The organism is Nocardiopsis endophytica (genome assembly GCF_027706725.1).
GTDB lineage: Bacteria > Actinomycetota > Actinomycetes > Streptosporangiales > Streptosporangiaceae > Nocardiopsis_A > Nocardiopsis_A endophytica.
Genome location: NZ_JAQFWQ010000035.1, coordinates 40,250 through 61,405, shown reverse-complemented (window position 1 = coordinate 61,405; position 21,156 = coordinate 40,250). Strand labels below are relative to the sequence as shown.

General features: G+C 75.6%; 18 protein-coding genes. 12 read left to right on the top strand and 6 right to left on the bottom strand.

Annotated elements, in window-relative coordinates:
• Positions 1 to 258 precede the first annotated feature (258 nt).
• Positions 259 to 1,854 (bottom strand): AMP-binding protein, encoded by a 1,596-nt coding sequence (locus O4J56_RS14160; RefSeq protein WP_270686230.1) that lies wholly within the window; start codon positions 1,852 to 1,854, stop codon positions 259 to 261.
• Positions 1,855 to 1,983: 129 nt separating this feature from the next.
• On the opposite strand from O4J56_RS14160, the gene O4J56_RS14155 reads away from it, so the two are divergent.
• A complete protein-coding gene (locus tag O4J56_RS14155; protein WP_270686229.1) occupies positions 1,984 to 3,021 on the top strand; it encodes an acyltransferase domain-containing protein in 1,038 nt (345 codons plus the stop codon).
• Positions 3,022 to 3,309: 288 nt separating this feature from the next.
• Here the strand turns inward: O4J56_RS14155 and O4J56_RS14150 are convergent, their stop codons facing one another.
• Both O4J56_RS14150 and O4J56_RS14145 read right to left on the bottom strand, forming a co-directional pair.
• On the bottom strand, positions 3,310 to 4,140 hold the full coding sequence (locus tag O4J56_RS14150) for an arginase family protein (RefSeq protein WP_270686228.1): 831 nt from the start codon (positions 4,138 to 4,140) through the stop codon (positions 3,310 to 3,312).
• An 83-nt stretch (positions 4,141 to 4,223) separates the two neighbouring features.
• On the bottom strand, positions 4,224 to 5,429 hold the full coding sequence (locus tag O4J56_RS14145; RefSeq protein ID WP_270686227.1) for a heparan-alpha-glucosaminide N-acetyltransferase domain-containing protein: 1,206 nt from the start codon (positions 5,427 to 5,429) through the stop codon (positions 4,224 to 4,226).
• 476 nt (positions 5,430 to 5,905) lie between these two features.
• Here O4J56_RS14145 and O4J56_RS14140 point away from each other — a divergent pair, with 476 nt between their 5' ends.
• From O4J56_RS14140 to O4J56_RS14095, 10 genes are all read left to right on the top strand, one after another.
• Positions 5,906 to 6,241 (top strand): hypothetical protein, encoded by a 336-nt coding sequence (locus O4J56_RS14140; RefSeq protein ID WP_270686226.1) that lies wholly within the window; start codon positions 5,906 to 5,908, stop codon positions 6,239 to 6,241.
• 155 nt (positions 6,242 to 6,396) lie between these two features.
• Positions 6,397 to 7,125: a class I SAM-dependent methyltransferase gene (locus O4J56_RS14135; protein ID WP_270686225.1), complete on the top strand. Its 729-nt coding sequence runs from the start codon at positions 6,397 to 6,399 to the stop codon at positions 7,123 to 7,125.
• Positions 7,126 to 8,377: 1,252 nt separating this feature from the next.
• Positions 8,378 to 9,805 carry a DUF418 domain-containing protein gene (locus tag O4J56_RS14130; RefSeq protein ID WP_270686224.1) on the top strand — a complete coding sequence of 476 codons (1,428 nt, stop codon included), beginning with the start codon at positions 8,378 to 8,380 and terminating at the stop codon, positions 9,803 to 9,805.
• A 388-nt stretch (positions 9,806 to 10,193) separates the two neighbouring features.
• The gene (locus O4J56_RS14125) at positions 10,194 to 11,210 is read left to right on the top strand and encodes a tyrosine-type recombinase/integrase (RefSeq protein WP_270686237.1); all 1,017 of its coding nucleotides are present in this window, start codon (positions 10,194 to 10,196) and stop codon (positions 11,208 to 11,210) included.
• A 17-nt stretch (positions 11,211 to 11,227) separates the two neighbouring features.
• Positions 11,228 to 12,019, top strand: a complete 792-nt coding sequence (locus tag O4J56_RS14120) for an exodeoxyribonuclease III (RefSeq protein WP_270686236.1) — start codon at positions 11,228 to 11,230, stop codon at positions 12,017 to 12,019.
• Between the two features lie 42 nt (positions 12,020 to 12,061).
• A complete protein-coding gene (locus O4J56_RS14115; protein WP_270686223.1) occupies positions 12,062 to 12,838 on the top strand; it encodes an alpha/beta fold hydrolase in 777 nt (258 codons plus the stop codon).
• A 164-nt stretch (positions 12,839 to 13,002) separates the two neighbouring features.
• A complete protein-coding gene (locus O4J56_RS14110; RefSeq protein ID WP_270686222.1) occupies positions 13,003 to 13,290 on the top strand; it encodes a ribbon-helix-helix domain-containing protein in 288 nt (95 codons plus the stop codon).
• Positions 13,287 to 13,694 carry a hypothetical protein gene (locus tag O4J56_RS14105; RefSeq protein ID WP_270686221.1) on the top strand — a complete coding sequence of 136 codons (408 nt, stop codon included), beginning with the start codon at positions 13,287 to 13,289 and terminating at the stop codon, positions 13,692 to 13,694. The genes O4J56_RS14110 and O4J56_RS14105 overlap by 4 nt, the downstream gene beginning before the upstream one ends.
• Positions 13,695 to 13,954: 260 nt before the next feature.
• Complete coding sequence (locus O4J56_RS14100) at positions 13,955 to 14,212, top strand: hypothetical protein (RefSeq protein WP_270686220.1); 258 nt, start codon at positions 13,955 to 13,957, stop codon at positions 14,210 to 14,212.
• Between the two features lie 222 nt (positions 14,213 to 14,434).
• Entirely contained in the window at positions 14,435 to 15,862 is a 1,428-nt protein-coding gene (locus O4J56_RS14095) for an amino acid permease (RefSeq protein ID WP_270686235.1), read from the top strand.
• 102 nt (positions 15,863 to 15,964) lie between these two features.
• Here O4J56_RS14095 and O4J56_RS14090 read toward each other — a convergent pair whose 3' ends face one another.
• Positions 15,965 to 16,393 (bottom strand): ankyrin repeat domain-containing protein, encoded by a 429-nt coding sequence (locus O4J56_RS14090; RefSeq protein WP_270686219.1) that lies wholly within the window; start codon positions 16,391 to 16,393, stop codon positions 15,965 to 15,967.
• A gap of 731 nt (positions 16,394 to 17,124) precedes the next feature.
• On the opposite strand from O4J56_RS14090, the gene O4J56_RS14085 reads away from it, so the two are divergent.
• Positions 17,125 to 17,628: a hypothetical protein gene (locus O4J56_RS14085; RefSeq protein WP_270686218.1), complete on the top strand. Its 504-nt coding sequence runs from the start codon at positions 17,125 to 17,127 to the stop codon at positions 17,626 to 17,628.
• 311 nt (positions 17,629 to 17,939) lie between these two features.
• Here the strand turns inward: O4J56_RS14085 and O4J56_RS14080 are convergent, their stop codons facing one another.
• Positions 17,940 to 19,805, bottom strand: a complete 1,866-nt coding sequence (locus O4J56_RS14080) for a hypothetical protein (protein WP_270686217.1) — start codon at positions 19,803 to 19,805, stop codon at positions 17,940 to 17,942.
• A gap of 34 nt (positions 19,806 to 19,839) precedes the next feature.
• Positions 19,840 to 21,120 (bottom strand): site-specific integrase, encoded by a 1,281-nt coding sequence (locus O4J56_RS14075; RefSeq protein ID WP_270686216.1) that lies wholly within the window; start codon positions 21,118 to 21,120, stop codon positions 19,840 to 19,842.
• Positions 21,121 to 21,156 lie beyond the last annotated feature (36 nt).

Here is a 21,156-nt window from a genome sequence, read left to right as displayed (position 1 = left end):
CCGTCGCCGCCCTTCAACGGCGACCACGCGCACGCGCCGCGCCCGACAGCGCTGCGCCACGGGCCGCCCACCCGTCCTCGTCGCCGCCGTCCACCCCACACCCCGGCGGCCCGGCGCCCGGCCGGGGCCCTGAAGCGGGGTACCCGCTGTTCCGCCCCGCCCACCCGCGCCGCGAGACCCGAAGCTTGAGGGGGCGGTTCCAGCATCGTCTTCCCCGAGACCATCACGGAGGGGCCCACAACCCCCGGCCCGGCCGACCTACCCCCGGGTGCGCGGGCCCAGGCGGGAGCGGCGGATCTTGCCGGAGGGGGACTTGGGCAGCTCCTCCACGAAGTCGATCGTGCGCGGGTAGGCGTGCTCGGCGAACCGGCCCCGCACCAGCTCCCGCAGCTTCTCGGCGAGCTCGGGGCCGGCTTGGGCGCCGTCGGCCAGCACCACGGTCGCGGCCACCGTCTGGCCGCCCGTCCCGTCCGGGGCGCCGTAGACCGCCGCCTCGACGACGTCGGGGTGCTCCAGCAGCGCCGTCTCCACGTCTCCCGGCACGATCCGGTAGCCCGAGGCCAGGATCGCCTCCTCGTCGCGCGAGGAGAAGAAGAAGCACCCCTGGCGGTCGCGCACCGCGGTGTCGGCGGTGACGAACCAGCGCCCGTCGGGGGTCAGCCGGGCCCCGGGGTCGCCGGTGTAGCCCCTGAACCAGTACACGGCGCTGTCCCGGGCGTCGACGGCCACCCGCCCCAGGACCCCGGGGGCGGCCTCCACGTCGTCGAAGGGGTCGAGCACCGCCACCGACCATCCGGGCAGGCCCGTGCCCTGGGAGCCCGGCGGCACCTCCGCGGCCGCGTCCGGGTGCTGGTGCTGGCCCACGCACACGCCCAGCTCGGCCTGCCCGTAGTGGTCGCGCACCGGCGCGCCGAACACGTCGCCGGCCCACTCCACGACCCCTTCGGGCAGCGGCTCGCCCGCGCTGGACAGGCGCCGCACCGCCACCTCGGGCGGCAGCGTCTTCACGGTCGAGCGCAGCGTCCGGTACAGGGTTGGCGCGGCCACCAGGTTGGTGACCTGCTGTTCGGCGAGGACGTCCAGGACGAGCTCGGGGTCGGGGACGGCGCGCAGCTGGAGGGCGGCGTGGCCGGCCAGCAGGGGCGCCACCAGCCCGAAGTACAGCCCGTAGTGCCAGTTGGGGTCGTGGGTGTTCCAGTACACGTCGTCCTGGGCGACGTCCAGCCCGTACCGGAAGTGGGAGTGGAAGGCGGCCAGGGCCCGCACGGGCACCTCGAATCCGCGGGGGACGCCGCCGGGGCCGGGGGAGTACAGGTGCAGGAAGGGGGCCGAGCCGCCGACGGCCTCGGCGCGGGGGACGGGGCCGGTGCCGGCGGCCAGCCCGTCCAGGGTGAGGTCCCCGGCCAGGCCTCCGCTGCCGGCCACCGCCACCCGCCAGGGGCCTGCGTCCTGCAGCTTGTGGCGGACGCGTTCCTCGCAGACGACCAGGCGGGCGCGCGCCCCGGCCAGGCGGGTGCCGATCGCGGCGGGGGCCAGCGCGGTGAGCAGCGGGACGTGCACGGCGCCCAGCCTCCATGCGGCCACGGCGGTGGCGGCCAGGTCGAAGCCGCGGTCCAGCAGGGTGGCCACCCGGTCGCCGGGGCCGATGCCCAGGCGCGCCATGCCCGCGGCCAGGCGGCCCGAGCGGCGGGCCAGGTCGGCGAAGGTGTGCACCTCGGGCTCCAGGTCCTCGCCGATCTCGGTGATGGCGGCGGCCGAGCCGGGATGCCGGTCGCAGAGCAGGTGGGCCACCGATGCGGTCGGGGCGTCGTACGTGGCCAGCCAGTCGTGTACCTGCTGCGCCGGGGTGGGCATCGGTGGGCGTCCTCGATTTCTACGGTATTGGGATGTTGGTGGCGTTCGGTATAAGAGTATGCCTTGGTGTGTGATGGTGCCCTCATCCACGGGGGCCCACGCCCCGCACCCGGGGAGGGGAGAGGCCCGATGCACGACCACCCGACGCCCGACACCGGTGACCTGTGCGAACGCCACGGGCTGGGGGTCGATGCCGCCCGGTGGCTGGACGCCGCGGCCCGCCTGCCCCACCCGTCGGACAAGGGCGCGGCCGACCCGCTCGCCGCCGACCCCGGGGCCCTGCTGGAGCCCTTCGCGCTCGACGCCGCCGACCTGGACGAGGTCCTGGCCGCCTGGCCGGACGCCTCCTGGCCGCCGGGGCTGCTGTACCTGGTCGAGCGCATGGCGGCGCGCGCCGCCGCCGACGCCGGGACCCACCCGGTCTGGCAGGACTGGCCCGCCCTGCAGTGCGCCGGGGACGCGCGGGCCCGGTGCGCGCCCATCGTCGCGTTCGCGGTGTCGCTGCCCTGGTACGTGGAGCACCAGCGGTCCCTGGGGGCACCGGACGAGGTCACCTTCGCCACGCTGCGCGACGTGGGCCGCCAGGTCGCGGCCAACCGCCGCATGTTCGGCGGCGCCGGTTTGGAGACCGCGGGGTGGGTGGCGCTGCAGTTCCGGTCGGGCCTGTACGAGCTGGGCCGGTTGCAGTTCGAGCCGAACCTGCTGGGCACCCAGGCCTCGGTGCGCTGGTTCGACGCCGACCGCGCCCGCGCGCTGGGGCGCGGCGACCTGTACCCGGGGGAGCCGTGCCTGCGCATCCACATCCCGACGGGGGCCCGGCTGGAGGCCGAGGCGGTGCGCGACTCGCTCAAGCGCGCCCGCCCCTTCTTCCGTGACGCCCTGGGGGCCGACTACCCGGTGGCCACGTGCTCGTCGTGGCTGCTGGACCCCCAGGTGCCCGACATGTTGGGCGCGGGGAGCAACATCGCCGGGTTCCAGGAGCTGTTCACGCTGGTGGAGGAGGCGGCGCCGGGGGATGCGGACGTGTTCCGCTTCGTGCACAACCGCCCTGACACCGACCCGGGGGGCGCGCGCCGCGCCACCCGCCTGGAGCGCGCGACCGCCGACCATGTGGCGGCGGGGGGCCACTGGTACGTGCGCACGGGCTGGCTGGACCTGCCGGGGTGAGTGGCCGCAGCGGCGGCGGGGGACAGGCCGCGCAGGAGCGGCCCGGGGCCGGTGCGCGGGGTGGGGCGCTGGCGGCGCGCGCCGCCGGTGAGCCCTCGTGTCCTCCCGCTCGGTGAGTCTGCATCCGAGGGACGTCCGCGAGCGTTATTGCGAGCGTGCGACCGCCCGCGTCGGCCCGGCCCGCCACGCAGGGCTCCGCCGCCCCAGCACAGCCGCCTCAGCCGACACCGTCAGCCGACGCCGACGCCCGCGAAGGGGCCCACCCGCGCCCCGGACCCCGGGCGCGCTCTACACCGCCGGATCGCACAACCCCAGCGCCGACAGCAGCACGTTCAACCGCTTGGGGTCGTGCTCGATCACCGGGGCGTACTCGCACACCCCGATGCCCACCACCGTGTGGTGCCGCGCCACCGCCGCCAGCACCCGCGCCACCGCCTCCACCTGCGGCCCGCCCGGCTCGGGCACCGCCACCGCGGGCACCTCCGCCGGATCGCACACGTCCACGTCCAGGTGCACATACGCCGGGCTCCCGGCCGTGCGCCGGAAGGCCACCCCCTCCGGGTCGGCCGCCACCTCCTCGGGACCGGCCACCGCCAGGCCCCGCGCCCGCACGAACTCGGCCTCGGCCGGGTCGAACGACCGCGTCCCCACCAGCGTCACGTCCCGCGCCGCCAGCGCCGCACCGCCGCCGGTCAGCAGCCCGTGCCCCTCGCCCAGCAGCGCCCGCAGCACCATCCCGTGCGCCCGCCCCGACGGCGAGGACTCCGGGGTGTTCAGGTCCGGGTGCGCGTCCACCCAGTAGCACGACATCCCCGGATGGCGCGCCGCCAGGTGCTGCACCGCCGCCAGGTCCGAGGCGCAGTCGCCGCCCAGCGTCAGCGTCCGCGCCGGGTCCCGCCTGGCCAGCCGGTCCCGGATCCGGCGCTGCGTCTGGGCCACCGTCTCCAGGTTCAGCACACCGCCGACCACCTGCCGGGGGCCGTCGGTCACCGAGATGTGCAGCCGGCTGCCGCCCGAGGGCACCTGGCGCGCCAGTGCCGCCGAACCCGGCGCCACCCGCACGTCATCGCCGCCCTGCCACAGCGGCACCACCAGATCGACGTCGCGCTGCCAGACCATGGACCCACCCTAGGGCCGCGGGCCCGCGCCCGCACCGGATCCGCCGCGATCGGCCCGAGACCGGCAGCGGCCAGCCGCCGCCGTCAACCGGCCCGGTGCCCTGGGCCGCGCCCCGCGGGCAGGACCCGCCCCGCCGCACCGCCCCAGCGCCGGGCGGCCGCTGCCACCAGCCGCTCCAGCGGCCCCTTGCCGAACCGGCGCCGCCACGCCCAGGCCCCGGCCACCGCCGCGACGGCGAACGCCTCGGCCAGCAGCGGCGCCTGGCCCCACCCGGCCGCGCGCACACCCCAGATGCCCAGCACGTGCGCCACGTACACCGTCAGCGACATCGCCCCCACGGCCGCCGGCGCCGCCGTGAGCCCCGGCGCCCGGTCGGCCGCCCACAGGCACGCCGCCACCACGGCCATGCCCACCCCGGCCGACCCGGCCACCTCGAAGGTGGTCCCGCTGTGCGGGACGCCCGTCAGCAGCCAGGCGGGGCCCTCCAGCGGCACCGCGCCGTGGAAGTAGGTGTGCGCCCCCACCCGCGCCGCCTCGCCCGGGGAGGCCAGCGCCCACAGCGCGAGCCGGGACCCGCCGTACCCCGCGGCCGCCAGCACGGCGCCCCAGGCGGCCATGCGCGCCCGCACCCGCCCGTCGGCCAGGTCCAGGCGGCCCAGCGCCATCCCGGCGAGCACGTAGGGCAGGAACGACACCGCCGGGAACATGCCCGTCAGCAGGAAGGGGGCGGCGCCGGTGGAGACCAGCGCGGTGTGGGCCCACCCCCCGGGGGCGAGCCCCTCCAGCCCCGAACGGGCCAGGTAGGACACCTGCGGCCCGGCCAGCGCCCCCGCCGCGGCCACGACGAACAGGCGGCGCGGGGCGGTGCCGAGGAAGGGCAGCGCCAGCAGCAGGAACCCGCCGTAGTGGGCGATGATGATCGCCACCGGGGTGTCCAGCCGGATCAGGACCAGGCCGATGGCGGCCAGGCACCCGGCGCGGACGGCGATGCGGCCCCGGGCCGCCGCCAGCGGGGCGCCCGAGGGGATCTGCGCGCGGCCGCTCATCATCGCCAGCGCGACCCCGGCCAGCAGCGCGAACAGGGCCGAGGAGCGGCCGTGGGAGGCGGTGCGCACGGCCTCTTCGAGCGGCTCGGGGGTGAAGGGCGCGCCCAGGTGCACGGTGAACATCGCCAGCACGGCCAGGGCCCGTGCCAGGTCGAGCCCGCCGAGCCTGGCGGGGGCGCGGCGCGCGGACGCGGGGGAGGGCGCGGCCGGGGCAGGCGAGGGGGAGGTGACGGCGGTGGTCAAGCGCGGGGCCTTCCTGGCCGTGCGGGGGCAGGGCCGGGGTGTGCGAGCGGGGCTGCCGGCGGGGCAGAGGGGCCGTGGGGTGCGGGACGAAGCGGCACGGGAACGGCAAAGGGCACGTCATGCCGCCGCCAAGGGTAGGTGGCGCCCCCGGGGGAGCGGAAGGCGTCGAACAGGGCGGGGCCGAGGGGGAGCGGCGGCCTGACGCGGCGCCACGGCGCGGTTCCCGCTGTGCGGCGACCCGCACCCGGCAGGGGAGGAGTGAGGGGAATCACCCCGCCGATGACCTGCGGATTCGTTCCAGGAGCCCGCCCGTCGCCGGCCTGGCACCGGTACGGCGGGGTCGTGCTGCCGACCGCCGGCCCTCCTCGGCACGGCCCCGCATCCGAGGGGCGGGCCCACATGGTGCCGGCCTCCACCGGTGCCGCCGCCTTCCCAGCCGTGTGCACGGGGTGTCGCAGCGCTGCGAGGATGCCGTCATGCCCGGATACATGATCACCACGGCCGACGGCTCCGACTGGCCGGTCGTGCACCGAAGGGACTTCGAAGCCGTCCTCCAGCCCCGTTCGCGGGAGTGTACGGTGGTCGAGCCGGGCGAGAATGAGCACGAGGACGGGGACGGTGCGGAGGGCGACCACGTGTTCCGCACGGGCGGCGCTGTCGTCTCGGCGTCCTGGGAGCTCGCCGGAGTCTGGTCCGTGCACATCGAGGGCGCCGCGGAGCCCGGGACGGCCGAGTCGATCGTGTCCGAGATGGCCCGGCAGCTCGGAGAGGCCACAGGACAGGCCGCCCGCCACCACCGGATCGTCGACTGAGCCGGGGGAGGCCCGGTTCGCACCCGCCGCTGAAAGTGCGCTCGTAGCGGCGCCCCCTGAGAACGACGCCAGGGCGCCGCGACCGACGACAGCGCCGCCGAGCCGGGCCCACCGTGGTCCGCACGCCTGACTGCCCGGCCTTTTAGGCTCGGGCGATGGAACGCCGAACCGACACCCCCGAACCCCCGGCCCGGGCGAACGACTACGACGCCTTCGCCGAGGCCTACGCGGCCGAGAACGATAGCAACCTGATGAACGCCCGCTATGAACGGCCCGCGATGCTCACGCTCGTCGGGGACGTGGCCGGACGCCGGATCCTGGACGCCGGCTGCGGCGCGGGCCCCCTGGCCGCCGCCCTGCGCGACCGCGGCGCCGACGTCACCGGCATCGACGCCAGCGCCGCGATGCTGGCCCTGGCCCGGCGGCGCCTGGGCGGCGACGCGGACCTGCGCCAGGCCGACCTGACCGACCCGCTCCCGTTCACCGACGGGGCGTTCGACGACATCGTCGCGTCCCTGGTGCTGCACTACCTGCGGGACTGGGGGCCGACGCTGGCCGAGATGCGGCGCGTGCTCAGGTCCGGCGGCCGACTGATCGCCTCGGTGCACCACCCGTTCGTGGACTACATGCTCCAAGAGCCACGGCCCGAATACTCGGCGACGACCAGCTACGACGACGAGTTCACGCTGGGCGGTCGAACCGTACCGATGAGGTTCTGGCGCAGGCCGCTGCACGCGATGACCGACGCCTTCACCGCCGCCGGCTTCTCCATCGCCGCGATCGGCGAGCCGCCGCCCGACCCGGCCGCCCGCGAACTGTTCCCCGACGACGCCCACGGCCTGGTGGCCCGGATCGGATTCCTGTTCTTCGTGCTGGAGGCGTAGATGTCGTCCCAGTCGGGCCCGTGCATCCACAGGCTGGCGGCGGCCTCGCGCATCAGCGCGGGGGCGTCGGGGCGCTGGAGGGAGGAGGGCGAGCCGGTGGGCTGCGAGAAATGTCCGGTGGAGGGTCGGACGGGGCGCGGACCGACAGGGCGCCGGCTTATCCGGTGGACAGGGCGCCAGGGCGGTCGATTCGGTGTCCGTCGGTCGTGTCGCCGTCGCGGGTGAGCAGCGAGGGCAGGGCGTTCGTCGGTCTGGGGCGGGGCAGGAGTGGTGTGGTTCCGTCCGACCGCCCGTCGCTGACTGGGGCCGCGACATCATCGGTGCGGGGATCGGTGCGGGGAGGGGCCTTCAGAACTCTACTTGACATAATGCTGATTATCGGCGTTTTGGGGGGCGGGTCCCGAGAGGGGTTCCCGGGGCGTTCCGCGGTGTGTGCCGTCGGCCCGTGCGCGCCGCCTTCTGGTGCGGCGCGGCCGGGCCCGGCCGCGTCCGGAGCCGGGTGTACAGGGCGGCTGAGGATGTGCCGTGCGCCGGCCGGGCCTCGGGTGGATCTTGCGGATCGTGCGGATGGTGTCTGCTGAGGGCTCCAGGGCCTGGACGGGTCCCGCCTGGAGCCGCTGTGGTCGGAACCCGGTGCGGCCGCCATCGGTCCGGGCCGACTCGGGCGACGATGAGCCGCGGCGATGCCGCTCCGAGGGTTCGGCCTCCGAGGTGCCTCGTTCGGCGGCCCGACCTCGCACTCAGCGGCGTCCTGGGGCGGCCGAGTGCCGCCGGATCGGTACCGTCGCCGCTCCGGAGTCCGTGGCGGAACGGTGTTTTTGCAGGTCAAAGCGATTGCGCGCAGGGTGTTCCGCCTCCTGCGCACTCCCCGGCCGCCGTCCCCGTCCGGCCCTGCGGGCTCCAGGGGCGGGCGAACACCCCACGGGGCGCGGAAGAGCGTTTTCGGGGTGGCGTCCGGGCGGGTGAACGGGTCGCCAAGGCCTGGAAGCGCCTCCGGTGCCCCGGTTCCGTGCCGCCGGGGAGGGATCGGTGTTTCATGCATAAAGTGCGTTATGCATGAAACTGGGGCATTCTTGACCTACGCCGCATAGCGGGCATGCTGCCCCCGCCTCCGCGGGCACCGCCAGCGATAGGACGCCCCGCCCCGCCCCCGCGTTGTCCTCGCGGCGCCGCTGCGGCGTCTCCCGGCCACAACCGGTCACAACTCGCCCATCCCCCTGCAATCCGCCCCCGGGCGCGCGATGCTCGAAGGGTGTCGAACAGCATCAGCCCCTCCCCTCGCGACGGTGCGGCCGAGACCACCGCCGACCCCACCGACAGCGCCCCCGGGGCCCCCGCGGCCGCCGGGACGGCCCCGGCCGCGCCCGGCGGCCCCTCCGCGTCCTCCGCGCGGGCGGATGGGCCCCGCTCCCCCGCCCGCGGCGAGCGCTCCGCCGGCCAGGTCCCCGGGGACCGCCCCGAGGGCGCGGGCCCGGGCGCCGCGAAGAGGGCGGCCGACCGCCTGGTGGGCATCGACGTGGCCCGCGGCCTGGCCGTGCTGGGCATGTTCGTGGTGCACGTGGGGCTGGGGTGGACGCTGGCCGACGGCAGCAACGCCCTGTACGGGCTGGTCTCGGGCCGCTCGGCCGCGCTGTTCGCCCTGCTGGCCGGGGTGTCGATCGCGCTGCTGTCGGGCGGGTCCTCCCCCAGGTCCGGCCACGACATGGGGGTGGCGCTGTGGCGGGTGGTCATCCGCGGGCTGATCATGCTGCCGGTGGGCACCCTGCTGACGATGACGGGCACCCCGGTGTCGGTGATCCTGGCCTACTACGCGGTGTTCTTCGTGCTGGCGGCTCCGCTGATGAGCGAGCGGTGGAAGATCGTGGCCGGGACGGCGGCGGTGCTGGGCGTGCTGGGCCCGGTGGCCTCGTTCTACGTCCGGGGGCTGATGGCCGAGGGAGGGCCGCTGCGGGGCCCGGTGGCGGCGGTGAACTCCTATGACCCGCTGGTGGCGCTGGCCGACGACGGGGTGGTGAACTTCCTGCTCACCGGCGCCTACCCGGCCATCACCTGGATGCCGTTCGTGTTCGCCGGGATGGCGATCGGGCGGCTGCGGCTGCGCCGCCGGGCGGTGCAGTGGTCGCTGGTGGGCGTGGGCGCGGGCCTGGCGGCGGCGGCCTACACGGCCTCGTGGGCGGCGCTGGCGCTGGGCGGGCGCGCGCGGCTGGAGGCGTCCTTCGACGCGGGGGTGATGGAGCGCTACGGCGGGGCCTCCAGCGTGGCCGAGGCGCTGCGGGAGGGGTTCCCGGGGACGGTGCCGGTGAACGACTGGGCGTGGCTGCTGGTGCCCTCGGGGCACAGCGGGACGCCGTTCGAGGTTTTCGGTGCCGGGGGAATCGCGATCGCGGTGCTGGGGCTGTGCCTGATCGTGGCGCCCTACCTGCGGTGGGCGGTGTACCCGCTGGCGGCGGTGGGGGCGCTGGCGCTGACCACCTATGTGGGGCATGTGCTGGTGATCTGGCTGGCCGAGTCGGGGCTGGTGGACGGGACGCCGCTGGGGTTCGTCTCGGACCGGCTGGACCTGACGGTGCTGCTGGGGGCGCTGGTGTTCGCGACGGTGTGGCGGCTGCTGGTGCGGCGGGGCCCGCTGGAGTGGCCGCTGCACGCGGTGTCGATGTGGGCGGCCAAGCGCATTCCGTGAGGTGTGTGGGCCCGGCGGTGCGGGCCGGGCGGTGTTTCGGGGGCGGGGCGCGGGGCGCCTGCGCCCCCTTCTCTCTGTTCCCGCGGGGCGGCCGCTCCCCTGCCCCGGTCCGGGGCCGTGCCCGCGCGGTCGAACAGCGGCGGGCGGGGTGTTCGAAAACGCCCGGGGCCGGTGTGGTGGCAAGGGGGCGGGATCGGGGATGGTTGGGGGCATGAGCACTGCGGAGTTCGATGGAGTCCCTGTGCGGGCGGCCGGGGCGGGCCCGGGGTCGGGCCCCGTCCCCTCCCCCGGCGGCGGGGCGGCCGTGCAGGAGCAGGAGGGGGACGGCGCCGGGGGCGCGTCGGGGCGCCGGGCGGTCGATGCGGTGGAGGACTACCTGGTGGCGCGGATGGCGGCCAAGCCGTCGCCGCACACGGTGGCGGCCTACCGGCGGGACCTGCGCGGGGTGCTGGAGTGCGCGGCGCGGGCGCTGGGCCGTGGGCCGGGGTCGGCGGGTCTGGCCGAGCTGGACGCGCAGGTGATGCGCAGGGCGTTCGCGGACTTCGCGGCCGAGCGGGCGCCTTCGAGTGTGCTGCGGGCCTGGTCGACGTGGAACGGGTTCTTCGGGTTCTGGGTGGCCGAGGGGGTGCTGGCGGGCAATCCGATGCAGGCGGTGGGGCGTCCGCGGCTGCGCCAGGGCGAGCCCAAGCCGTTGATGGGCGAGGACACCCCCGAGCGGTTGTTGGAGGCGTTGGCGGCGGGGTGCCGGCGGGCGCGGGACCCCTGGCCCGAGCGGGATCTGGCGGTGATGGCGCTGGCGCTGCTGACGGGGCTGCGGTCGGCGGAGATGCTGGGGCTGCGGGTGGACTCGGTGAGCGGGCGGCCGGGTGAGCGGCGGGTGCGGGTGGTGGGCAAGGGGGGCCGGACGCGGTCGCTGCCGATCGAGCCGCCGTTGGAGGCGCTGGTGGAGGCGTACCTGTCGTCGCGGGAGGCGCGGTTCGGGGTGCGGGTGCGGGGGGCCGATCCGCTGCTGGTGGACAACCGGGGCGAGGGGCTGCGGCGGGGCGGTCTGCAGTACCTGGTGCGGCAGTGCTACAAGCACGCGGGGGTGCACGACCGGGTGGCGCGGGGGACGCTGGTGCACGCGCTGCGGCACACCTTCGCGACGCGGCTGGCCGAGGACGGTGCGTCGGTCACCGAGATCATGCGGCTGCTGGGGCATACGTCGCTGACGTCGTCGCAGTCCTATATCGATGTGACGGCGTCGGCGCAGCGTGAGGCGGCGCGGTCGAACCGGACCTACGGGGTGCTGCGCAGGCTGTCGGAGGGGTCGGGCCCGGAGGGGCCCGGCGGGGCGGGTGCGTCCCCGGCCGGGCGGGCGGCCGGTCAGGCCGGGGTCGGCGGTGGCGGGGCGGGGGCGCACTAGTGTGTGGGCCTGTGCCTATGGAGATCTCGACGGTGAACGTGAACGGGTTGCGGGCGGCGGCGCGCAAGGGGTTCCTGGGGTGGCTGGGGGCCACGGGGGCCGATGTGGTGTGCCTGCAGGAGGTGCGGGCGGTGCCCGAGCAGCTGCCGCGTGAGGCGGCCGCGCCGCCGGGGTGGCATGTGGTGGTGGTTCCGGGGGAGGTGAAGGGCCGTGCGGGGGTGGCGGTGTACTCGCGGGCGGATCCGGACGGGGTCCGGGTGGGGTTCGGCGCCGAGGAGTTCGCGGGGTCGGGCCGGTATGTGGAGGTGGACCTGGGGGCGGTGACGGTGGCGAGCCTGTACCTGCCCTCGGGGGAGGTGGGCACGGCGCGGCAGGAGGAGAAGGAGCGGTTCATGGAGGCGTTCCTGCCCTACCTGGTGCGGCGGCGCTCGGAGGTGGAGGCGGCCGGGCGGGACCTGGTGGTGTGCGGGGACTGGAACATCGCGCACCGGGAGGAGGACCTCAGGAACTGGCGGGGCAACCGGCGCTCATCGGGGTTCCTTCCCGAGGAGCGGGCGTGGTTGTCGCGGGTGTTCGGCGAGGCGGGGTATGTGGATGTGGTGAGGGCTTTGCATCCGGATCAGGCGGGTCCGTATTCGTGGTGGTCCTACCGGGGGCGGGCCTTCGACAACGATGCGGGGTGGCGGATCGACTACCAGGTGGCCACCCCGGGGCTGGCGGCGCGGGCGGCGTCGGCGCGTGTGGAGCGGGCGGCCTCGCACGGTGCGCGGTGGTCGGACCATGCGCCGGTGACGGTGTCCTATTCCTGAGTGGTGCTTGAGCGGGCCGTGTGAAGGGGCGGGTTGTCGGTCATGGGTGTTCCGGTGGTGCTGGTGCACGGGTTGCGGGTGTCGGGGAGCATGTGGCGTCCGCAGGTGGAGTTCCTGAGGGGGCAGGGGCGGCGGGTGGTGGCGCCGGATCTGCCGGGGCACGGTGAGCGGCGGGGTGAGGAGTTCTCGCTGGGGCGTGCGGTGGATGCGGTGCTGGAGGCGGTCGACGGGGTCGGCGGGCGTGTGCTGCTGGTGGGGTTGAGCCTGGGGGGTTTCGTGTCGATCGCGGCTGCGGCGGCGAGTCCGGGGCGGGTGGCCGGGCTGGTGGCGGCGAGCTGTACGGCGCGTCCGGCGCAGTCGTTGGCGCAGGTGTACCGGATTCCGGCGGCGTTGTTGGAGGTGCTGCCGGACAAGGGGTTGTCGGTGAACGAGCGGTTCCACCGGTTGACGCTGCCCGATGAGGGGGCCGATGCGGTGCTGGACGGCGGTCTGGCGATGGAGGCGGCGCGGTCGGTGATCGATGAGATCGCGGATATGGACGTGTTGGGGGCGCTGGGGTCGTATCCGGGTCCGGTGTGGTTGGTGAACGGTGCGCGGGACCATTTCCGGATCCATGAGAAGCGGTTCATGGACGCGTGTGCGCAGGGGCGTCTGGTGAACGTGCCGCGGGCGGGGCACATGGTGAGCCTGGACCAGCCGGTGAACTTCTCGCGGTTGGTGGGTGATGCGGCCGATGTGGTGGCGGTGCGGGAGGCGCGGCGTGCGGCGGAGGGCGGTGAGGGGGCGGCGCGGGTGCTGGAGGGGCCGGCGTCGGGGTGACCGGGGTTCGGGGGCGGTGAGGTGGCGGCCTTCGGGCCGCCCTTTTCTTTGGGTTTCGTGGGTTTTCCGGCGGAGGGCCGTGGGGCGGGCGTAGGTTTCCCTGTGGTTCCGCTCCCCTGCCGGGTCCCTGGTGCGGGAGTGGAGGCAGAACATATGATCAAAGTATGAGTGAGGTGAAGAGGCGCGTGACGGTGACATTGGATCCCGATCTGCTCGATGTGGCCGACAGGGCCGTCGAGACGGGGGAGGTGCGCTCGGTGTCGGCCTGGGTGAACGACGCCATGGACCAGAAGTGGCGTGCCCAGCAGAACGCCCGGACGCTCATCCGCCAGGACGCCGCCGAGGCCCGGCAGCGCGATCCTGAGGAGTACGCGCGGGCGCGGGCGTGGGCCGAGAGCATCATGGGCGGTCCGGACGGCGGGTCTGCGGAGGGTGAAGGCGGGGCGGGGTGATCGCCGGGAAGATCCTGTCGCCGTCGGCGGTGAGGGCGTGGATGCGGGGGTCGGACTTCATGTCCACGGTGGTCGAGGTCGCCGTCGACCGTGTGACGTCCCTGCACGTGCCGGCGCTGGCCGTGATGGAGGCGCTGGAGGATCTGCCCACGAGGCGGGTGGAGCAGATCCGTGCGCGCCTGGACGATCCGGTGTTCGTCTGCGGTGTCCTGGACCTGAGTACCGCCCTGGTGGTGAAAGGGCTCACTGCGCGGTGGGAGGGGATGGGGATGACGCCTGCGGAGGCGCACACGGTGCTGGCCGCTGACGGGGTGTATGCGGGCTGTCCGGTGATCGTGGAGGCCGGGTCGGTCAAGCGGTGGCGGACGTGGCTGCCCGATACCCCGCTGGATGAGATGCCCTGAGTGTGTTCCCCCGGGGGCGCGGGAGACTGTTCTTCTGCGCCCCCGGGGGGGCTTGCGGGCTCCTTTGCGGGGCGTCGGTGCGGGGGCTCGCGGGCGTCAGGCGGGTGAACCCTGTGGTCCCGGGGGTGGAAAAGTCGCTGGGATTGGCCGAAACGGCCCCGGGGAGGGGCGGGGTGTCGCTACTTTCGGTTCTGGCGGGGGCACGGTGCGTCCGCGCTCCGCCGGGACGCTGTCGGTGACGACGGGGCGGTGATGAGGCCTTGAGCGCACGCGAGGATCTTCTGTCGGCTTTGGACCAGGGGCGGTTGAGCGATGCCCACGCCTATCTGGCGCTCAAGCCGCTGTGGCGGGACGGGCGCATCACGCGTCCCGGGGGCAGGTCGCGCCAGCACATCCTGCTGGCCAAGGAGACGCTGCGCACGGCGGCGCGCAGCGGGCTGCTGACCGAGGAGGAGGCCGAGCACGCGATGCGGCCGCTGCGGCCGGACGGCGAGGGCGCCGGGGGCGCGGCGGGGTGAGGCGCGGCCCGCCCGCGGGCGGCGCATGGGGATGATCTTGGTCACTTCCGGGGCCGGGCGGGGCCGCTGCTGGGCCCCGGTGCGGTGCCCGCGCGGGTGCACCGCGTAGCCTCGTGGGCTGTGACCTCGCACGATGAATCCCCCGACCGGGGGGCGACGACGACCTCTTCCGCTGACGGCAAGGGCAGGCCGGGCCTGGCGCACACGCTGCGCCGCCGCCACATGGCGATGATCGCCATCGGCGGTTCGGTGGGCGCGGGCCTGTTCATCGGCTCGGGCGCGGTGATCCACGCCGCCGGGCCGGCGGCCGTGGTCTCCTATGCCATCGCCGGCGCGCTGGTGCTGCTGACGCTGCGCGCGCTGGGCGAGATGGTGGTGGCGCGGCCGGCCTCGGGCTCCTTCTCCGACTACGCGCGCCTGGCCCTGGGGCCGCGCGCCGGGTTCGCCATCGGGTGGCTGTACTGGTGGATGTACTCGGTGCTGGTGGCGGCCGAGGCGGTGGCCGGTGCGGCGATGCTTTCGGGGTGGATCCCGCTGCCGGGGTGGCTGCTGTCGCTGCTGCTGCTGGTGGTGATGACCGGGGCCAACCTGATCTCGGTGCGGGTGTTCGGTGAGACCGAGTCGCTGTTCTCGCTGGTGAAGGTGGCCACGATCGTGGGCTTCCTGGTGCTGGGCGGGCTGTACGCGCTGGGGCTGTGGCCCGGCGGCGAGGGCATGACGCTGTCCAACCTGTGGGCGAACGGCGGGTTCGTGCCCAACGGGTGGGCGGCGGTGCTGGCCGCCGTGGTGGTGGTGCTGTTCTCCTTCGGGGGCGTGGAGATCGTGACGATCGCCGCCGGGGAGAGCGACGAGCCCGAGCAGGGGGTGGCGCGGGCCACGACCAACGTGCTGTGGCGGATCGCGCTGTTCTACATCGCCTCGATCCTGGTGGTGGTGGCGGTGGTGCCCTGGGACACCGCCGAGCTGCTCAAGAGCCCCTTCGTGTCGGTGATGGAGACGGTGGGGGTGCCCGCGGCGCCGCTGGTGATGGAGGTGGTGGTGTTCATCGCGGTGCTGAGCGTGCTGAACGCGGCGCTGTACACCTCCTCGCGGATGCTGCACGTGCTGACCCGGCAGGGGGACGCCCCGCGGGCGCTGGCGTCGGTGACGCGGCGCGGGGTCCCCGCGCGGGCGATCCTGCTGGGCACGTGCGTGGGGTACGCCTCGGTGGTGGGCAACTACCTGTGGGGCGATGCGGTGTTCGGGTTCCTGGTGGCCTCGATCGGCGCGATCCTGCTGGTGCTGTTCCTGGTGATCGTGGCCTCCCAGCTGGTGATGGGGGCTCGGCTGCGGCGCGAGGAGCCCGAGCGGCTGCGGTTCCGCATGTGGGGGTTCCCGTACCTGTCGTGGGCGGTGCTGGTGGCGCTGCTGGCGGTGCTGGGGGCGATGGCGGTGCTGCCGGACCAGCGCACTCCCCTGGCGGCGACACTGGTATCGGTGGCGGTGGTGCTGGTGGCCTATGAGGCGCGGCGCCGGTGGGGTGCGGTGCCGGTGAGCTCTGAGCCGCTGTACACCCGGGCCGACGGGCGCGACCTGGCCTCCGGCGGCGGTGAGGGGCCCACAGGCGGGGACGGCGGCCGTGGAGGGGACGGCGGGCGGTCCTCCGGGTAAGGGGGCCGGTCGGCGGTGCGGACGAAGCGGCGGGGGCGGCGCGCGGCGCCGCCCCCCGCCCGTGTGCCGGGGCCGCCCGCTCCCCCGCCGGGCGGTGGGCCCTCAGGCCTGGGCGCCCTTGTCGAAGAGGTCCAGGAACTCCTGCTTGTCGAACATGCGCGCCGCCTCGACGGCCGAGGGGGTGCCCGCGGCGGGGTCGGCGCCGTGGCGGACCAGGATCCGCACGATCCGTTCCTCGCCCTTGAAGACCGCTCCGGCCAGGGGCGACTGGCCGCGGTCGTTGAGGCGGTCGAGGTCGGCGCCCCTGTCGCACAGCGCCTGTACGGCGTCGGGGTGGCCGTGGTAGGCGGCCAGCATGACCAGGGTGTCGCCGCTGTCGTTGGTCAGGTCCACCGGCACGCCCGCGTCCAGGTAGGCGCACAGGGCTCCGCTGTCGCCGGTGCGCGCGAAGTTGAACACGCGGGTGGCCAGTTCGATCACGTCGGGGTCCTCGGCGGGGCCGGGCCGCTGCTGGTCGTCGCTCACGCCCACCACCCTAGATGCGCCGGCGGCGGAGGGCCGGGGCGGCGGGCGCGTGTTGTGGCGGGAACGTCCGGCGGGCCCTTGTCGGCGGGTCGGGGCCGCTTCCCGTGTGCGCACCGGGCATCCCGCCACGGCGGATCACACCGCTCCGCGGTCCCGCCGCACTCCCGTGCCCGGAGCGACCCCTTCACCGCGCCGGATCACCACCGCCCCTGGAGGGGCGGTGCCGGACCCCCTCGGCGACCATGACCGCTTGCGGTTGGTGGGCCCCCGGTCAGAGCTCCGAAGGCGCGCCGCGCCGGGGCCTGCGGTGGTTCCGCCAGGGGGCGGGTCCGGGTGGGTCCGGGGGCGCCTTCGTCCGGGTCGGGACCTTCGGCGACCCAAGTGGGGACTTGTGGCCCGGATCCGCGGCCCTGTGCTGGGCCGGGTGGTGCGCGCGGCGCCGTTCGCCTTCCGCTCCCTGTCGTGAGCTGGGGTTCTTCTGGGTGCGGGCTGGTTGCGGGGGTGTCGGGGCGGCCGGCGGGCGGTCGGTCGGCCCGGGGGCCGGCCACCGGGCGGCGGCTACTGTGCGTGTTTTTCCTCGGGGCGGGGCCGGGGCCGTCAGCGGCGGCTCAGCGGGCGTTCGGGGGCGCGGGCGGTGCGGCCGGGGGCGGGCGCGCCGGTCACTCCGGGTGTCCGAGATGCCCAGGTGGCGGCAAATGTCGCTATGGTGCAGGCTCGACTTCGAGAGGAGCTGTTCGGTGCGACACGTCGTCGGATTCTTCGTCGGTCTCCTCCTCGCCCCCGTGGTCGCGCTCGGCGTCGGGTGGGCACAGCCCCGCCTGGCCGCGCTCAACGGGGCCGGGGGGACCTTCGCCGACACCGCTGGCGCGATCACCGTCGCGGGGCTGGGGGCCCTGGCCCTGGTCGTCGCGGTGACGCTGGTCGGGCCCCGGCTGACGCCCATGCTGCCCGGGATCGCCGGGCTGACCCTGATGGCCGCCAGCGCCGTGGCGGTGCTGCGGCCGGGGCTGGCCGACCGGGTGCCCTCGTGGGTGCCGGGCCAGGAGGGGGCGGTGCAGCTGCTGGGGCTGGGGGTGTTCCTGCCGCTGGCGGTGCTGATGGTGGCGCCCATGCTGGTGCCCTCGCGCTGGGTGCGCGAGGACCAGGGCAGCGTGAGCCCGGACGAGTACTTCGACGGCCTCTACGACGAGGACTACGAGGACGGGGACGGCTCCCGCTCCAGGCGCCGCAACATGGCCTGAGCAAGGGCGCGGCCCGTACCCGGCAGGTCCACGACGGACGAGCCCGCCAGCGGCGTCCCCGGTGCGGGCGTCCGCCCCGATGACGCGCACTCATCGCGACAAGCGGCGATAAGTGCGCCGGGGCGCCCGCTTTGCCGCCGCCGACGAACACACCCGCCACGCACCCGCCTGAGGACCGGTGGCGGAGACGGCGATACAGGACCGCCGCCCCTTCGGTGCCCCCTCTGGAGGCTCGCCGCTCTCGGCCGAGGCCGGCGGGCGGAGCAGCGGTCGGCTCTCCCCTGCGGTCGGCCCGGGCCCCTCGGGGCGGCTCAGCGCCAGGTGGGGCCCCAGCCGGACCTCTTGGACACCCCCGGCGGCAGCGGCGGCAGGATGCGCTTGCCGGGTGGGCCCTGTTCGGGCTCCTCCTCGGCCTGGGCGGCGCGCTCCTCGTCGTAGGCGCGCAGCATCTCCTCGGTCAGCACGGGGATCTGCTCGGTCGCCGCGACCTGGGGCTCGGGGGCGTCCGCCGGCTCGGGGGCGGGGGCCTCGGCGGCCTCGCCCTCCGGTCCGGACCCGTCCTGGGCCGCGTCGGCGTCCCCGGGGCCGTCCGGTGCCGCCGAGACCTCGGAGGATTCCTCGCCGCCGTCCTCGTGGACGGGGGCGGGGCCGGACAGGGAGGGCACCGGCACCGGGGCGGGCGCGCGGTCCCACTCGGGGGCGGCCGGGGGCTCCTGCGCGTCCTGGCCGTACCCGGGCCAGGGTCCCAGCCCCGACTCGATGGGGCCGGTCCCCGGCAGGGTCGCCTCAGCGGAGGGCCAGGGGCCGGGGTCGGCGTCGGGGCCCTCGCCGGCGGCGGCAGAGAACGCGGGTTCGCCGGCGTGCTCGGCGTCCTCCCCGGCGCCGTCCTGCCCGGGTGCGGCCGGCTCGGCGTCGAAGGCGGGGGCGGAGGGCGTGGGCAGGCCGGTGCCCTCGTCGGCTTCCCCGGCGGGCTCGTGGGCCTCACCCGGGGCGGGCCCGGTCGCCGTCCCGGCGGCGGGCGGGCCGGGCTCCTCCTGGTCCGCGTCGGGCCCGGGCTGCTGCGGCGCCGGCGCGGCCGCCGCGGCGGCCGCAGCGGGGCGTTCGAAGGCCGAGAAGGTGCCCGAGGCGGTGTCGGTGGGCGGGGCGGCGCGGGCCCACCACTGCTCGGTCTCCTCGGGGCCGAGCTCGGTGTCGACCTCCAGCCACCCGGTCACCTGGGGGTGGCGCCTGCGGGCGTTCCACGAGCGCGGGTAGGGCTGGGCGTCCAGCACGAGCACGTGCTCGCCGTCGTGGGTGGGGATGTCGGCGGGCACGCCCTCGTTCCACACCCACGAGCCGTCCAGGGCCACCAGGTTCCACCAGCCCTTGACCGGGCCCGCGGCCGGGTCGGGCTCGGTGTCGCGGAAGGCGGCGGTCCAGCGCTCGTCGGGCCGGTGGCCGGGCAGCCCCTGGCCCTCCTCGCCCACCAGGGCGTCGGCGAGCAGGGTGTGCAGCTGGAAGTTGTCGCCGATGCCCTCGAAGAACACGCGGAAGCCGCGCCCGGTGGCCCGGTCCAGGACCAGGGCGGAGGTGGCGCCGGTCATGCGCAGCAGGGCGCGCATCTCGGCGAACTCCTCCAGGCGTGCGGAGAGCTGGTTGGAGATGGCGATCAGCTCGGCGCCCAGGGCGGTGTCGCCGCGCACGGCGGCGCGCACGCGGTGGTCGGCGAGCATGGTGGCCGCGGCCAGGGCGTGGCGGCGGATGGTCCACCAGCAGATGGTGGCGGTGGCGGCGGTCTCGCCCAGTTCCTCGGCGACGGTCTGCTCGGCCTGGGCGGTGACCTCGTCGGGGTCGGGGACCTCTCCGGCGCCCGCGGCGTTCCAGGCGTGCAGGAAGACGGCGGCGCCCTGGCCCATGGTGCGCAGCAGGCGCACGACGGTGGTCCCGGTCTCCCCGGGTATGGCGCCCGACTCCACCAGCGCTCCGGCCACCACGCACAGGTCGGCGGTGATGCCGGGTCCGGTGTGGCCGCCGGACAGCAGGGTGCCCAGGGCCTCCAGCGCCAGTTCCCGTTCTTCGGCGGGGACGTGGTGGGCCAGGTTGTAGACGCGGTGCACCGCTTCGGGGAAGCGTTCGGTGTCCGAGGCGACGGAGGCGTCGATCAGCTCCTGGAATGCCGCGCGAAACTCATCGATCACCCGCAAATGGTCGCACATATCGGACACGGTCGGATCACAGCCCGAGGCGGGTGACGGCGTTGTCTTCCAGCGGGTTCGCGGTGCGGATGTAGGTGTGGACGGTGCGGGGGTTGGTCCAGCGCCCCTGGCGCATGATCTCGCGGTCGGCGGCGCCGGACAGGGCGGCCTGGGTGGCGAATCCGGCGCGCAGGGAGTGGCCGCCGAAGGCGTCGGGGTCGAGTCCGGCGCGCTGGGCGTAGCGCTTGACGAGTTCGGCGACGGCGCGCCCGGAGACGGGGCGCTCGCCGATGCGGCCGTGCCGGTCGACGGGCGGGAAGAGGGGGCGGGCGGTGCCGTCGGCCAGGTCGGTGCCGGCCCAGGTGTGGCAGCGGTGGGGGGTGCGGGTGTCGTGTTCGCGCTCGGCGGATTCGGCCAGGGCGGTGCGCAGGGCCGCGGGGCCGCCGTCGCGCAGGGTGGTGAGCAGGTCGGCCCAGTCGGCGAAGGCGCACACCGGGCAGGTGGGGCGGTGGCGTCCGCGGGGCAGGGCGACCCGGTGGTCGTGGCGGGCCTCCTGGTCGGTCTTGGTGGCGTGCAGGCGCAGCACGAGCAGGGGGTCGCCGGTGCGGGGGTCGGTGCCCACGGCGGTGTCGTCGAAGGTGAGGGCGGCCAGTTCGCTGCGGCGCAGGGCGCCGGCGAAGCCGGTGAGCAGCAGCAGGGTGTCGCGGGCGCGGGCGGCGCCGGTGGGGTGGCCGGGGTCGGGGCGGTGGTCGAGCAGGGTGGTCAGGGTGTGCAGGAGGACGGGGCGTTTGCGGCGGGGGGCGGTGCGGCGCCGCCGGCGGATGCCGCGCAGGGTGAGGCGGACGACTTCGGCGCGGGTGGGCGAGGCCAGGCCGTGGGCGCCGTGGACGGCGGCGATGGCGGCGGCCTTGCGCTCCAGGGTGGAGGGGGACAGCGCCCAGCGGGTCGGGTCGTCGGTGCGGACGGTGTCGGCGGCGGCGGCGAGGTAGACGGCGACGTCGACGGGGTCGGCGGGCAGGCTGGTGCGGTGTTCGGCCAGGCACCAGGCGGTGAAGGCGACCCAGTCGGTGCGGTAGGCGCGCAGGGTGTTGGGCGACTGGGCGGAGGTGAGGTAGCGGGCCAGGGCGCCGGCCTGGTCGGTGTCGAAGCGGCGGCGGACCTCCTCCAGGGCGCGCTCGTCGACCAGGACGCTGTGGTCGACGTGCGGGAGGCGGGCGCGGACCTCGGCGGGGACGGGCAGCGCGTCGGCGGTGTGCTCGTCGTGGCCGGCCGGGTCGTCGGGGTCGGTGCCGTGGTGGTCTGGTGTCGTTGCGCCCACGGTGGTCCATGATGGCCTATCCGGGGCGCCGTCGGG

Bases quoted from the DNA above. Each gene is read 5' to 3' on its own strand.
- O4J56_RS14160 (WP_270686230.1), bottom strand. From the start codon at position 1,854: ATGCCCACCCCGGCGCAGCAGGTACACGACTGGCTGGCCACGTACGAC.
- O4J56_RS14155 (WP_270686229.1), top strand. From the start codon at position 1,984: ATGCACGACCACCCGACGCCCGACACCGGTGACCTGTGCGAACGCCAC.
- O4J56_RS14150 (WP_270686228.1), bottom strand. From the start codon at position 4,140: ATGGTCTGGCAGCGCGACGTCGATCTGGTGGTGCCGCTGTGGCAGGGC.
- O4J56_RS14140 (WP_270686226.1), top strand. From the start codon at position 5,906: ATGCCCGGATACATGATCACCACGGCCGACGGCTCCGACTGGCCGGTC.
- O4J56_RS14135 (WP_270686225.1), top strand. From the start codon at position 6,397: ATGGAACGCCGAACCGACACCCCCGAACCCCCGGCCCGGGCGAACGAC.
- O4J56_RS14125 (WP_270686237.1), top strand. From the start codon at position 10,194: ATGGCGGCCAAGCCGTCGCCGCACACGGTGGCGGCCTACCGGCGGGAC.
- O4J56_RS14120 (WP_270686236.1), top strand. From the start codon at position 11,228: ATGGAGATCTCGACGGTGAACGTGAACGGGTTGCGGGCGGCGGCGCGC.
- O4J56_RS14115 (WP_270686223.1), top strand. From the start codon at position 12,062: ATGGGTGTTCCGGTGGTGCTGGTGCACGGGTTGCGGGTGTCGGGGAGC.
- O4J56_RS14110 (WP_270686222.1), top strand. From the start codon at position 13,003: ATGAGTGAGGTGAAGAGGCGCGTGACGGTGACATTGGATCCCGATCTG.
- O4J56_RS14095 (WP_270686235.1), top strand. From the start codon at position 14,435: ATGGCGATGATCGCCATCGGCGGTTCGGTGGGCGCGGGCCTGTTCATC.